Below are 12484 nucleotides of genomic sequence, written 5' to 3'. Positions count from 1 at the left end.
ATCATTTTCTTAAATTTGAGAAATTTTACGCCTATATTTTTAGATAAACTCGATTAATAACATAAGAATGAAAAAACTTTTAGTAACGGGTTCTTCGGGGTTAATTGGCTCTGAAGTGTGTACTTATTTTAGTCAGTCAGGTTGGCTAATTCACGGGCTAGATAATAATCAGCGTGCCGTTTTCTTTGGGTCTCAAGGGGACACTCGCTGGAATCAACAACGACTACAACAATTTTTAGATAACTTTCATCATCATGAATTAGATATCCGTGATCGCCAAGGGGTCTTAGATTTATTAGAAAAACTTAAACCGGATGCGATCGTTCACTGTGCGGCTCAACCATCCCACGATCGAGCCGCAGCAATTCCTTTTGATGACTTTGATACTAATGCAGTGGGAACCCTTAATTTGTTGGAAGCAACCCGCCGCAGTTGCCCGGAATCGCCTTTTGTTCATTTATCCACCAATAAAGTCTATGGTGATCGCCCTAATTATATTCCCTTAAAAGAACTGGAAACCCGTTGGGACTATGATGATCCAGAATATATTAATGGCATTGCCGAAACCTTTAGTATTGATCAGTCCAAACATTCTTTATTTGGTGCGTCTAAAGTAGCCGCCGACGTGATAGTTCAAGAATACGGGCGTTATTTTGATATGCCGACTTGTTGTTTACGAGGAGGATGTTTAACTGGGCCGAATCACTCAGGAGTAGAATTACACGGCTTTTTGAGCTATTTAGTTAAGTGTAATTTAGAAGAACGTGAGTACAAAATTTTTGGCTATAAAGGTAAACAAGTTAGAGATAACATTCATTCTCTGGATGTAGCCCGCTTTATTCACGCTTTTATTGAATCTCCTCGCTGTGCAGAAGTTTATAATCTTGGTGGCGGGAAAAATAATAGCTGTTCGATCCTAGAAGCTTTTAAATTAGCCGAAAAGTACAGTAACAAACCCATGCGTTATGTTTATCTGTCGGAAAATCGCATAGGGGACCACATTTGTTATTATTCAGATTTACGAAAAATGCGGGAACATTATCCGAATTGGGATATTACCATCTCTTTAGAAGAAACCATTAAACAAATAGTGGAATCTTGGCAAAAACGCTTACAATAATTACCTGGACAAAAGTAAAGTTAACTGTTTGGCAAGGGAACAGGCAACAGGCAACAGGGAACAGGCGCATGCTTTCAATATTTTTACATTTCTTAACATAATGAACTTTATTTATGTCCAGGTACATAATCTGTTAAGAGCTAATACTATGCGTTTATTAATCACTGGGATTTGCGGCTTTGTCGGGTCAACCTTGGCAAAAGCCTTTCGAGAGTCATCAACAGATTATAAAATTATTGGAATTGATAATTTATCGCGTTCCGGTAGTTGGATTAATAAAGAACCTTTACAAAAATTAGGCGTAGAAGTTCGTCATGGTGACATTCGCCAAGCCAGCGATGTCCTTGCTTTGCCCCCTGTAGATTGGGTAATTGATGCAGCAGCGAATCCCTGTGTTTTAGCAGGGGTAGACGGAAAAACCAATAGTTTACAGCTAGTTCAGCACAATCTACAAGGAACCATTAATTTATTAGAATATTGCCGAAGCTATCAGGCGGGATTTATTCTACTGTCTACTAGCAGGGTTTATAACATTCCCGGTTTAAGCCATCTTCAAGTTAAAGAAATTAACGGCGCTTTTAAGCCGATAGCCGAGCAAAAATTTCCTCAAGGAATATCTTTAGCCGGAGTATCAGAAAATTATTCTACATCTCCCCCAGTTTCTCTCTATGGCAGTACAAAAGTTGCCTCAGAACATTTATCTTTAGAGTATGGAGCGACTTTTAATTTTCCTGTGTGGATTAATCGCTGTGGGGTGATGGCGGGGGCGGGACAATTTGGTCATCCCGGACAGGGAATTTTTGCCTTTTGGATTCACAGTTTCCGAGAAAAACGCCCTCTCAAATACATTGGATTTGGCGGTAAAGGCTATCAAGTTCGAGATTGTCTCCACCCTAGAGATTTAATATCACTTTTACATCAGCAATTTGGCGAACCATTGAACACACAAAAGCCTAGAGTTATTAATATTAGTGGTGGTGTGGACAATAGTATGTCTTTATGTCAGTTAAGCTATTGGTGTGAAAACTATTTTGGCTCCAATGAAGTGATTGAAACTGATTTAGAACGACCTTTTGATATACCTTGGATGATTTTAGATCCCACTCAAGCGAGTCATGTCTGGGACTGGTTCCCCAAAACAAAAATTGAGCAGGTGCTTGAGGAGATTGCTGCCTATGCTGAAAAAAACCCTAATTGGTGTAGTTTGTCCTTAATGTAGGAGTCTCAAAAAGCCAAGGCCACACTAATCACAATTAAACCCATTAATAAAATCAAGCCCCAATTTTTGCGAACCCAAAACCGAACCCTGGTACTAAAACTCGGTTGGGGTAACTGGGCGATTAGCGGCTCATTTTTATTTTGATACAGGGTACAAGTTTGGGCATAGGGACGCTGAGGAAAATTGCAGCTATCATCCTCATGATAAAGACAACTTTCACATAAATAACTATCTTTTGCCGCTTGGTATAAAGGAATCCCCGGATGACCAAAGGCTTTTAATTCATTTTGACAATAGGGACAGCGAACCGCTTGTTTATCTACTAATTGATGACAACGAGGACAAGTAGCCATGAGCAGCATTTTAACTAATAAATTTGCGAACTTGATATTCTCCAGATTCAATTAATTTATATTCATCATTTCTCATACTTTGAGAAAATTTATCTTCAATTTCCTCTAAAGCCGCCGCCGGAATGGATGACCAAGCTTCATGGTTTTCCCAGTGGATGACTAAAACAATTTCATCATCGATTTTAGGATTAACCCAAACTTCTTTACCTAAAAATCCCTTAAATTTGGCTAAGGCGGCTGTCCAAATTAGTTCATCTTTTTGGATAAATTTTTCTCGGGATTGAGCCGGAACTCGAAATTTTAACCATTCAATTACCATTGTTAATTCAAACTATCTACTTATGAAAATTTTTGATTAATTAAAGCTCTTTACAGATTTTAAGTAGCTTAGGACTAATTTTATCAAATCTATGCTTGAAGCGGCAAGTCTAAACTTTAGATGGAAGAATATCAATTTTTCTATAATGAGGAGGCAGCGAAAATTAGACAAGATAATCGTAAATTTCTCAGTAGCGAAATCATTAATAAAAATAATTTCTCACCGGTTCAGGTCAATTGAGGCCAGAACAAAGCCTAAAAAGGTCTAAAGATGAAAGAAAAAACAATTCCATTATCTTGTAGCGTATGGCCTTCGAGACGAATCGGCACTAATTTGATCCCCCAGTCAATGCGGGCACTAATATAATCACTGTACTGCCATTGTAATCCAAGACCGATAGAAGCAATAGTTCCCGGAGTAGGATTAGGCGCTTCGCGGATATTCCAACCCCCCCCCACAGTGGCAAAAGGAACTATTTGCAAAATATTATCGGGTTGACGAGCGCGATAGATAGGAAGACGCACTTCTACAGAGCCAAAATAGCCATTATCAGTTAACAGATAATTCTGACGATACCCCACCACATTACCCAGACCCCCAAGAGAAAACTGTTCAATAGAAACCAGAGGATTACTCGCTAACTGTATGTCACTGCGAATCACAAATAAAGTATCAGGAGCGAGCAAACGAACCCATTGTCCTTGGCCTCGCCAGATAAAATAATCCCGACCTGGGGCAAAACGATTAACGGCTTGATCAAAGGGTTCTGTCGTATCAAATATATCTACACCCACACTAAACTCTGAACGAGCGGCTAATACTTCTTGTTCATTGCGTTGAGTGGCTTCTTGAAAAAAACGAAGGGTAGAAATATTGGTGCGTCCTCGGTTGTTAGTTCCTCGGGTGGGAAACCCGACACCAAATAAGCGTGTCTGGGTTTTTTGATGGTCGAACCCTAGTCCTACGGCAATCTCTTGCTGAGGCGTTTGAAGGATAGGTTGGCGAAAACTCAAGAGAAACTTTTGATAATCTGAAGTGATATCAAATTGATCAAAGGGTTGTTCAATCACTTTAGCGGTAACATTACGGTATTCAAGCCTAACAGCACCATTGTAGGGGTTAACAGGAATCGTATAAGCCGCATCCACATCATCAGTTCCCTCGGTGTTTAAATACCAAGCCTGTATATTATCGCCAAAACCAATTAAATTGGTATCGCTTAGCTGTATTCCTCGTCGTTCGCTACCGACTCTAGGATTACGACCATTATCAAAAATCGCCTCCGGGGTAAAGGTATCAGCGATGGCGACGTTAACATCTAAGATACTGGTGCCTGGGCGAGTTCCCGCCGATAGTTCAGCAGAAATTCGCTTAATGATCGGATTAAGCTGTAGCAGTTGCAACGCTTCTAGCAGACGATTTACATTGAGGGGAGGACCACTAGCCACCGCAATGCGATCGCGGACATAACTAGGAGTGAGTTTTCCTTCCACCTTGACATTAATTTGTTCTAGACTGCCTTCAACGATCTGTATCTTAACCACTCCGTTTTCAATGGCTTGAGGAGGAATATAGGCACCGGAGGTAACATAGCCATTATTGACATACAGTTGAGTCACTGCTGTTCTGGCTTCAAGAAGTTCCGCAAAAGAGATGGGGCGGTTGGTATACTGTTGAGTAACCCGATCTAATTCAACGTCACTGAAGGCGGTATTCCCTTCATAATCAAACCGTTTAACCCTAATGGTGCCAGGGATATTACTGGGAAAATTTTCTCCGGGTAAAGGGGACGGGGCAGAAGGGGGTAAAATCTGATCAGGGGGAGGCAGAGGAGAGGGCGCAGGAGCAGGAGTGTCTGGTTGTGAAGGCCCCCTTGGAAATGACGGAAGTGGATTATTGATCTGTGCCGATACAGAATCTTGTCCTAAGCTATTGACTAGCATCATTCCTGTTAGAGGTAACAACAATAGAGACGGTATCCAATGACGAATGGATCGGTAAACCATAGTTAAATGAGGGAAGTCAACTTATAAGCCGCAAAGTTACTGACCAAGTATAAACTGTCAGATTTACTTTATCATTAGTCTCTATTGATTAGATGGTATTGTTACGATTATTTGTTCTTTTTCGACCTTGCTGAGTAATCATCATTGAACAAGCCCTAATCCTCAATAAATTAGGGATTTTCCCACTGTTCTTAGTTGAGAATTTTGCCGATTTAAGTCAGAATTTCTTGAGAATTTATGGCGGCTAGAATGGGTTTTTAAAAGCCGCAAAAAAGCCCACCTATATTTTTTTAAGTTCAAGGGGATTTAACCATCGCACAATTTCTTGCTTGAGACTATATAAATCCCGAGATAAACCTTGTTTCACCCATTGTCCGATGGCATCCAAAGGAGTAAAAACTTCCCCCATTTGCCACTCAAAATCTTGACCTAAAGGAGTCAAATGATTGCCCTTCAGGGTTAGGGTAGCCACCATTTGAGGAAAACGTTGTTCTAAGACTGGGTTTAAAAGAATTGTCTGATCAATATCATCATTATTAAAACGGATCAAAAGATTACGCCGTACAGCATAATTTTTGGCAATCAAAACGTTGGTTTCTTCAGGGGAAGGGGCAAACTCAAGCTGAAAAGTTTTATCAATCTGTAACTGTTCTATAAAAGGAATAGCACGACGGATGGGATAATTATTATAGGAGATGAGAATATTCCCCGCGCGTTCTACAGAAAACAGACTGCCAATCAGTAAATGTAACTTACATCCCATGCTATGGCCAAGACCATAAATCGGAAGATAACGTTGTCCTAGAACATTGGTTGCCTGAAGACGTTCGAGAATACTCTCAAAACGGTTGAGGACGTTACGAGCAATAGCAGTATGATCGAGAGTGTTAACAAAGGGGGTGGTTATAATAGCATATCCAGCTTTACCCAAATTTTCTAACAACCATCGATAGGTAAAATTGGGAGCCGTTCCCACAAAAGCGCCTCCGAGAAAGTGAATCACACCAACGGGTTGTCGAGGAATTAACACCCAGTTTCCTGAAAACTCTTGCCAGTTCATATCCAGTCAGAATTTTACATTCGTTAATATTATCGCCTAAAATAGCATGACCTTGATCGACTCCCACCTTTTTAACCTTTTCGCTAACAGCTTGGGAACAATACTATTTATCGGCTTTGTGATTTGGGCTTTTTGGTTTGCCTCTAAAATGGATTAGAGCAAGCAAGAGATTAATCTTATGGAAATTCTAGAAAATCTAAAAATGGCCGTATCTTCCTTGATGGCTAATAAATTGCGTAGTAGTTTAACCATGCTAGGAATTGCTATTGGAAACGGTGCTGTAGTTGCTCTAGTGGGAGTTGGACAGGGGGCACAGCAATTAGCCGCTCAACAATTTCAAGCTTTAGGCCCTACGGTTTTGTTTGTGAGTATTTCTCGCTCTATGAGAAGAACGATTATTAATGCTAGACCTTTAGTGCTGGAAGATGCTAAAGCAATTGCTCGCAATGTGCCTACGGTTACTGAAGTTTCTCCGGAAATTATTTCAGAACAATTAGTTACTTATAAAAATAATCTTTATAATAATCAAACTCTTGGCGTGGCTCCTGAATTTTTAAGGGTTAGAAATTATCATCTAGCCACCGGAAGATTTATTAATAATATTGATCTTAAACGAAATAACCGAGTAGTGGTTTTAGGTTCTCAATTGGCGGAGCAATTGTTTAAAGATGAAAATCCGATTGGGAATCAAGTTAAAATTAAAAATACCAGTTTTCAGGTGATTGGAGTCTTGCAGCCTAAAGGTTTTTTATTTGGGGCTAATCAGGATGACCGGGCTTTTGTTCCTTTAACCACGATGTCTCATCAATTGGTGGGATATCAGTCGCCTTATGGCATTTCTTTAACTTTAATTGCGGTTTTAGCTAAAAATGAACAAAGCGTCAAAGCCGCCGAGTTTCAGATTGCTAACTTAATTCAATTAAGACATCAAGTCAAACAAGATAAATATGTCTCGGTTATTAATCAACAACTGGTGATGGAAACCGCCACAGCAATGAATGAAGGATTAACAAGAATGTTGGCAGCCATCGCTAGTATTTCTTTATTGGTGGGGGGTATTGGGGTGATGAATATTATGCTAGTCTCAGTCAGCGAAAGAACGCAAGAAATCGGATTGCGTAAAGCCCTTGGGGCACAAAATCAAGATATTATGCTACAATTTTTAATAGAAGCCGTTATTTTAACAACTACTGGAGGAATGACGGGGATTATTCTAAGCGTTGGCGGGATAATTGTGGCTGAAACATTTTATGCCATGAGTATTATAATCTCTCCTGTAGCCATTGTTGTAGCTTTGGGATTTTCTAGCATAATCGGCTTATTTTTTGGTATTTTTCCCGCTAAACGAGCGGCTAAATTAGATCCAATTCTTGCTTTAAGAAGCGCTTAATCTCCATTGGCTCCTACTAAAAAAGCGTCATGCTGAGTAGCGACGCTTTGTAACCAGAAAAACTAATGCTTAACATAATATACTATATTTCTGTGTAATCTTTATCTACCTAAAGGCAGAGGTTCAAATCAATTGTATTCATTTTGCTGATTTTTTAGGATAATTTTCTTCTCAATAGTTTTTCTAGCCCTTGAGCCTGAGAAAAAAACAGATTAGATGATAAATTTAGAGATATTCTAGAATTTCTTGAGCCGCACGCTCACAAACGCCCACTTCTCCTAATTCTTCCCGTACCCGTTGGTAGTCAGATAAGGTTTGTTGACGACGTTGAGGGTTCAGTAATAGCTCTAAAGATTCTTGTACAATTTGCTCGGCTGTTGCTCGCTCTTGAAACAATTCTGGCACAACTTCTTCCATTACCACAATATTAACAGGGGATAAAAAAGGTACAGAAAAATTTAAGAATGTCCGCGCTATCCACAAGGTTAAAGGGGTGAGACGATAGACCACCACTTGAGGCACATTTAACAGGGCTAATTCTAAGTTGACTGTTCCGGACTTGGCTATGGCTAAATCAGCCGCCGCCAAAGCATCTAAAGATTTACCATCTACAATAGTGGCATTGAGTCCATATTGAGCAACCATTGCCGCTAAGGTAGGGCGATAGTCTTCTAAAGCAACGGGAATTAAAAAATGAACTAAGGGGAGTTTTTCTTGAAGCTGTTGGGCGGCTTGACAGACAACCGGTAACAGATATTTTAATTCTTGTTTACGGGAAACGGGTAACAGGGCGATCGCCGTTTGATCGGGTGTAAGTGCAAATTTTTCGCGGGCGGCTTCTCGGGTGGGTGCTTGTTGCATACGGTCTAAAATGGGATGACCCACCCAACTCACCGATAAGCCTTTTTGGGCAAAATAGCGGGCTTCTTGAGAAAAGATAGCCAAGAGATGATCGGTAATATAAACTAATTCCTCAGTGGTTTTCTTGTTAGTGGTCCATAACCAAGCTTGAGGCGCAATATAATACAGAATCGGCACTTGGGGTAAATATTTACGGGCATATTTCCCGATGGCCACATTAGGGCCACAGTAGTCAATTAAAATTAATAAATCCGGGGGATTTTCCCGTAAATATTGTTTAGCCTGACGTTGAAGTTTCCAAGTGGGAAGGATAAAGGGTAAGGCTTCCACAAGTCCTATAGAGGCAATTTTAGGAGTTTTGCCTAATAAGTTAACTCCCGTTTGCGCCATGCGATCACCTCCCAAGGCGACTATTTCTAAATCAATGGCTTTGATGGCGGCTTGACGTTGAAGGGCTTCAATTAACATTGCCCCTTGTAAATCTCCAGATACTTCGCCTGTACTAATAAAAATCCGCATTTGATTGATTAATGTATGAATGAATTAAGGGGCTAGTGCTAAATTATCCTTTACCGGGAATGAGTCCGCGTCGTCCTTCTACAGTAGTAGACTGATGTAAAAAGTGACGGAAATGTTGCACGTAAGGATTATTAGAGAAAGATTCTAGCTGTTCTAGGGCTTGAGTAAAAGTGAATTCTGAACGGTAAATGAGCCGAAAAGCGCGTTTGAGTTCGGATATGGCTTCATCAGTCAAACCAGCACGCTTTAAGCCGATTAAGTTTAAGGTTCGTACTCTGGAGGGATTTCCTTCTACTGTAGTATAGGGAGGAACATCTCGTTCTATACGGGCCATGCCGCCAACCATCGCCAAACTGCCAATATGAACAAACTGATGAACGCCCAAGACTCCACTGATTCTAGCTTTTGATTCTATATAAATATGCCCGGCCAGGGCAACGGAATTAGCAATGATCACCTCATCTTCTATGACACAGTTATGAGCTACATGAGCGTAGGCCATTAAGAGATTATTATTGCCGATTTGGGTGACTTCTCCTTCGGCTGTAGCTCGATTGATCGTGACATACTCTCGAATCTGGTTGTAATCGCCTATTTTAACCCAACTTGCCGCGCCTTTATATTTTAAGTCTTGGGGTTCAGTTCCGATGACAGCACCGGCAAAAATCCGATTTCCTACGCCAATTTCTGTAGGTCCTTCGATGAGGACATGAGGGCCGATAACGGTTTGGGCCCCAATTTTAACATTTTCTCCGATGACGACATAAGGTCCCACTTCTACAGTAGGGTGAAGTTCGGCTAGAGGATGAACAATAGCAGTAGGATGAATTAGGGTACTCAAGGGAGTGTCTCCCGGGCGTAGGTTAATCAGCATTGGCTTTAGTTATGGTTTATAGAGTTTTTGAGCTTTGATACAGGTTACAAATACAGATTAAAGTCAATAGTAAGTCTTGTAACAAAGTGCGTCAAACATCTTTAAGTTGTTAGTTGCTTGTTATGTTGCTGTTGTTCCTGACTTTAGCGAATAGGGTGATCTCCTAGCACAAGCGACTGTGGGTAACGCTGAACATGGTAGGGTGTAGGGTGTGGGGGGAAAGGGGAAAGGGGAAAGGGGAAAGGGGAATGACTATTGACTAATGACTTTTGCAAAAGTTTACATTCAGGCGTATGATAATTAAAAAAAGACCTTTAAGTATAAAACCGTTAGTATAAATTATGGCTCTCAAAGTCGGCGATCGCGCTCCAGATTTTACCCTGCCTTCCCAAAGTGGAGAAAAAGTCAGTCTCTCTGATTTTCTGGGCAAAAAGGCGGTAGTGGTGTATTTTTATCCTAAAGATGATACTCCGGGTTGTACAGCAGAGTCATGTGCATTTCGGGATAGTTATGAAGTGTTTAAGCAAGCCGGGGCGGAAGTGATTGGAATTAGTGGAGACTCACCTCAGTCTCACCAAAGTTTTGCCAGTAAATATAAGCTTCCGTTTATTTTATTAAGCGATACGAATAATCAAGTTAGAAAGTTATTTGGGGTTCCTGCAACTCTGTTTATCCTTCCTGGCCGCGTGACTTATGTAATTGATCAAGAAGGAATCGTTAAACATATTTTTGATTCTGCTTTTGATTTTAAAGCTCATGTTAGCGAATCTTTAAAAACTTTAGAAGCGGTTAAATAAGATTAGAATATATTTTGCTGCTGCTTTTTTATACGGAAGTTAAGGGAGGCACAGCAAAATTTTTAAAGGAGATAATTTGATAGGAACTATTGGCTAAGGTTCGGACTCATCTTTCATCAAGGGTTAATAGTGCCGCTTCACCCTGAAGGGTGGGGGCCAACCGAACGAAGCCCGCCTACGCGGGCTATAATATCTAGTAGAGTAGGCAAAGAATATGATGAGCAATAATTTTAAAAATGAATTAGAGGATGAACTTAGCGAAGAATATGATTTCAGTCAAATCAAAGGAGGCGTTAGAGGTAAATATTATAAACGGTTTCAAGAAGGAACAAATTTAGTTTTATTAGATCCTGATGTAGCAGAAGCGTTTCCGACGGATGAAGCGGTTAATGAGGCGTTAAGAATGCTCATTAGGTTGGCTAAATCTCAAGTTAATCAAGGCAATTCAAATATTATTTAATTCAAGTTAATCTTCTTGCGGTTTAAAATCTGTAATGGGTATAAGAGTAACACCACAATCTTTTGCCGCTTGTGCTTGACGTTCATCAACAGTAATTAAAGGATAATCTAGTCTTAAAGCTAGAGCAATATAAAGTGAATCATAAATAGCTAATTGATAGGTTAATCCTATTTTTAAAGCCGAATTAAGTAAATAGCTAACAGGTACTATTTGAAAAGAAATTTCTCTAAGTTCGTTAATGAATTGGTTCGCTTTTTCTTCTGATAAGCCATAAAATCTGACCTGTTTCCAAAAAACATTACTACATTCTAAAAGACAAAATTCAGGAATATAGAGTTGATCACCTACTAATAGACGATTTAATAAAGCTCTTACGTTGGGGGTGTAAGTTTCTCTAATAAACCTCTGAATGACTATGCTAGTATCAACTACATAATTTGGCATTATCTATCTCTATCTTGCCGCAAAAGTTCTAAAGTTGAAGGAGCATCAGCAGGAGGTGTCCACATATGATTATCAATTGATCTAAAAAGTTTTTTTAAATGTTCTTGATCTATTGCCTGTAAAGGATGTTGTACCTGACTAATTCTTTCATCAACAAGTTTCGTAATTAAAGCGGTGAGTTCTTCTAAAGTTAACTGGCTAATATTTTGCGCTTTCATTTTAAATTCGTTGTGCATACTATTTACTATTATAACTAAATTAGTATCATTGGCTTTTATAATACCGGAAATATATAAATAAGCATTAAATTTACACAATTTTAATTAAGATTTCTTTTCCTAGCCCCCTAGCTATTTGTTCCAAAATTTCTTTTTTTTCTTGGGTCGTTGAAGTCGTCATGACCCAGTAGCGTCCTACGGGATGTTGTTGATAATTATCATTAGGGTGTTTTTGAGTTGATACTAAATCCCAATTACGGTGCTTTATTCCTAAAGCTTTAACCTTCTCAATTCCTAATGCAGTAATAACCTCAAGAAATGTGTCAACGGCTTTTCGATTTTTAATTAGTCTCCCATTTAACATTGTGACCTCAAGATTACTAATAGGCTGTCTACCCACTTTTTGACGGAGTTGACTAACTTGATCAAAAGAAGAAGAATCTGAAGATATTGAAGAATATAGAGAATAATCGCTACCTGCAAAAGACTTAATCACCCCTTCAGCATCTTTGAGGGCACTAATAATCAATTGAGTCGCAAAATCAGTTTCAGAAATACCTACCTTTTGAGATATAAATTCCAATTGAGCATAAGTCTCTCTCGGTAGACTAATGGGAAGCTCTTTATTTCCAGCTTTTTGCGCCAATAAATTTTGAACCATTTTTTTTACTTCATCAGTCATTTTATTTTCTTCCGTCGAGCCGACTTGTAATTTGACTTTAATTATAAAAGCAGCCAAATATTTTGTCAAACTGACTTTGGTGAAAAAATCTTGATAGTCTACTTAGTTTTCCTTGGCGCGAGAACGAATGTAATATCATGGGAGAAAGCAAACCTATACAGA

At 39.5% G+C, this 12484-nt stretch carries 14 protein-coding genes; 5 read left to right on the top strand and 9 right to left on the bottom strand.

Annotated elements, in window-relative coordinates; genetic code table 11:
* The first annotated feature begins 67 nt into the window (after window positions 1-67).
* Both CYAN7822_RS15810 and CYAN7822_RS15805 read left to right on the top strand, forming a co-directional pair.
* The gene (locus CYAN7822_RS15810; RefSeq protein ID WP_013323280.1) at window positions 68-1120 is read left to right on the top strand and encodes an NAD-dependent epimerase/dehydratase family protein; all 1053 of its coding nucleotides are present in this window, start codon (window positions 68-70) and stop codon (window positions 1118-1120) included.
* Between the two features lie 148 nt (window positions 1121-1268).
* Complete coding sequence (locus CYAN7822_RS15805; protein ID WP_049802570.1) at window positions 1269-2339, top strand: NAD-dependent epimerase/dehydratase family protein; 1071 nt, start codon at window positions 1269-1271, stop codon at window positions 2337-2339.
* A 5-nt stretch (window positions 2340-2344) separates the two neighbouring features.
* On the opposite strand, the gene CYAN7822_RS15800 is transcribed toward CYAN7822_RS15805, so the two are convergent.
* The 4 genes from CYAN7822_RS15800 to CYAN7822_RS15785 form a co-directional block, all read right to left on the bottom strand.
* The gene (locus CYAN7822_RS15800) at window positions 2345-2692 is read right to left on the bottom strand and encodes a hypothetical protein (RefSeq protein ID WP_013323278.1); all 348 of its coding nucleotides are present in this window, start codon (window positions 2690-2692) and stop codon (window positions 2345-2347) included.
* 10 nt (window positions 2693-2702) lie between these two features.
* The gene (locus CYAN7822_RS15795) at window positions 2703-3011 is read right to left on the bottom strand and encodes a TIGR03792 family protein (RefSeq protein ID WP_013323277.1); all 309 of its coding nucleotides are present in this window, start codon (window positions 3009-3011) and stop codon (window positions 2703-2705) included.
* Between the two features lie 254 nt (window positions 3012-3265).
* Window positions 3266-5017, bottom strand: coding sequence for a ShlB/FhaC/HecB family hemolysin secretion/activation protein (locus CYAN7822_RS15790; RefSeq protein WP_013323276.1), 1752 nt, complete (start codon window positions 5015-5017; stop codon window positions 3266-3268).
* A 280-nt stretch (window positions 5018-5297) separates the two neighbouring features.
* Window positions 5298-6077: a DUF1350 family protein gene (locus CYAN7822_RS15785; RefSeq protein ID WP_013323275.1), complete on the bottom strand. Its 780-nt coding sequence runs from the start codon at window positions 6075-6077 to the stop codon at window positions 5298-5300.
* 178 nt (window positions 6078-6255) lie between these two features.
* Here CYAN7822_RS15785 and CYAN7822_RS15780 point away from each other — a divergent pair, with 178 nt between their 5' ends.
* Complete coding sequence (locus tag CYAN7822_RS15780) at window positions 6256-7467, top strand: ABC transporter permease (RefSeq protein ID WP_013323273.1); 1212 nt, start codon at window positions 6256-6258, stop codon at window positions 7465-7467.
* A gap of 225 nt (window positions 7468-7692) precedes the next feature.
* On the opposite strand, the gene lpxB is transcribed toward CYAN7822_RS15780, so the two are convergent.
* Together lpxB and lpxA are read right to left on the bottom strand one after the other, a co-directional pair.
* On the bottom strand, window positions 7693-8847 hold the full coding sequence (gene lpxB, locus CYAN7822_RS15775; RefSeq protein ID WP_013323272.1) for a lipid-A-disaccharide synthase: 1155 nt from the start codon (window positions 8845-8847) through the stop codon (window positions 7693-7695).
* A 43-nt stretch (window positions 8848-8890) separates the two neighbouring features.
* Window positions 8891-9721, bottom strand: a complete 831-nt coding sequence (lpxA, locus tag CYAN7822_RS15770) for an acyl-ACP--UDP-N-acetylglucosamine O-acyltransferase (protein ID WP_013323271.1) — start codon at window positions 9719-9721, stop codon at window positions 8891-8893.
* A gap of 338 nt (window positions 9722-10059) precedes the next feature.
* Between lpxA and CYAN7822_RS15765 the strand changes: the two genes are divergently transcribed.
* Window positions 10060-10518 carry a peroxiredoxin gene (locus tag CYAN7822_RS15765; protein ID WP_216701608.1) on the top strand — a complete coding sequence of 153 codons (459 nt, stop codon included), beginning with the start codon at window positions 10060-10062 and terminating at the stop codon, window positions 10516-10518.
* 214 nt (window positions 10519-10732) lie between these two features.
* Window positions 10733-10978: a hypothetical protein gene (locus CYAN7822_RS15760; protein ID WP_425365323.1), complete on the top strand. Its 246-nt coding sequence runs from the start codon at window positions 10733-10735 to the stop codon at window positions 10976-10978.
* A 6-nt stretch (window positions 10979-10984) separates the two neighbouring features.
* Here the strand turns inward: CYAN7822_RS15760 and CYAN7822_RS15755 are convergent, their stop codons facing one another.
* The 3 genes from CYAN7822_RS15755 to CYAN7822_RS15745 form a co-directional block, all read right to left on the bottom strand.
* Window positions 10985-11422 (bottom strand): type II toxin-antitoxin system VapC family toxin, encoded by a 438-nt coding sequence (locus tag CYAN7822_RS15755; protein WP_013323268.1) that lies wholly within the window; start codon window positions 11420-11422, stop codon window positions 10985-10987.
* Window positions 11422-11658, bottom strand: a complete 237-nt coding sequence (locus CYAN7822_RS15750) for a hypothetical protein (RefSeq protein ID WP_013323267.1) — start codon at window positions 11656-11658, stop codon at window positions 11422-11424. The genes CYAN7822_RS15755 and CYAN7822_RS15750 overlap by 1 nt, the downstream gene beginning before the upstream one ends.
* A 73-nt stretch (window positions 11659-11731) precedes the next feature.
* Entirely contained in the window at window positions 11732-12322 is a 591-nt protein-coding gene (locus CYAN7822_RS15745) for a hypothetical protein (protein WP_013323266.1), read from the bottom strand.
* Window positions 12323-12484: the final 162 nt, after the last annotated feature.

The sequence above is a fragment of the Gloeothece verrucosa PCC 7822 genome (genome assembly GCF_000147335.1).
In the GTDB taxonomy this organism is placed as follows: domain Bacteria; phylum Cyanobacteriota; class Cyanobacteriia; order Cyanobacteriales; family Microcystaceae; genus Gloeothece; species Gloeothece verrucosa.
The sequence above is the reverse complement of the archived record's forward strand: the minus strand, read 5'-3'. Positions and strand labels throughout refer to the sequence as shown.

Bases quoted from the DNA above. Each gene is read 5' to 3' on its own strand.
- CYAN7822_RS15810 (WP_013323280.1), top strand. From the start codon at position 68: ATGAAAAAACTTTTAGTAACGGGTTCTTCGGGGTTAATTGGCTCTGAA.
- CYAN7822_RS15805 (WP_049802570.1), top strand. From the start codon at position 1,269: ATGCGTTTATTAATCACTGGGATTTGCGGCTTTGTCGGGTCAACCTTG.
- CYAN7822_RS15800 (WP_013323278.1), bottom strand. From the start codon at position 2,692: ATGGCTACTTGTCCTCGTTGTCATCAATTAGTAGATAAACAAGCGGTT.
- CYAN7822_RS15795 (WP_013323277.1), bottom strand. From the start codon at position 3,011: ATGGTAATTGAATGGTTAAAATTTCGAGTTCCGGCTCAATCCCGAGAA.
- CYAN7822_RS15790 (WP_013323276.1), bottom strand. From the start codon at position 5,017: ATGGTTTACCGATCCATTCGTCATTGGATACCGTCTCTATTGTTGTTA.
- CYAN7822_RS15785 (WP_013323275.1), bottom strand. From the start codon at position 6,077: ATGAACTGGCAAGAGTTTTCAGGAAACTGGGTGTTAATTCCTCGACAA.
- CYAN7822_RS15780 (WP_013323273.1), top strand. From the start codon at position 6,256: ATGGAAATTCTAGAAAATCTAAAAATGGCCGTATCTTCCTTGATGGCT.
- lpxB (WP_013323272.1), bottom strand. From the start codon at position 8,847: ATGCGGATTTTTATTAGTACAGGCGAAGTATCTGGAGATTTACAAGGG.
- lpxA (WP_013323271.1), bottom strand. From the start codon at position 9,721: ATGCTGATTAACCTACGCCCGGGAGACACTCCCTTGAGTACCCTAATT.
- CYAN7822_RS15760 (WP_425365323.1), top strand. From the start codon at position 10,733: ATGATGAGCAATAATTTTAAAAATGAATTAGAGGATGAACTTAGCGAA.
- CYAN7822_RS15755 (WP_013323268.1), bottom strand. From the start codon at position 11,422: ATGCCAAATTATGTAGTTGATACTAGCATAGTCATTCAGAGGTTTATT.
- CYAN7822_RS15750 (WP_013323267.1), bottom strand. From the start codon at position 11,658: ATGCACAACGAATTTAAAATGAAAGCGCAAAATATTAGCCAGTTAACT.
- CYAN7822_RS15745 (WP_013323266.1), bottom strand. From the start codon at position 12,322: ATGACTGATGAAGTAAAAAAAATGGTTCAAAATTTATTGGCGCAAAAA.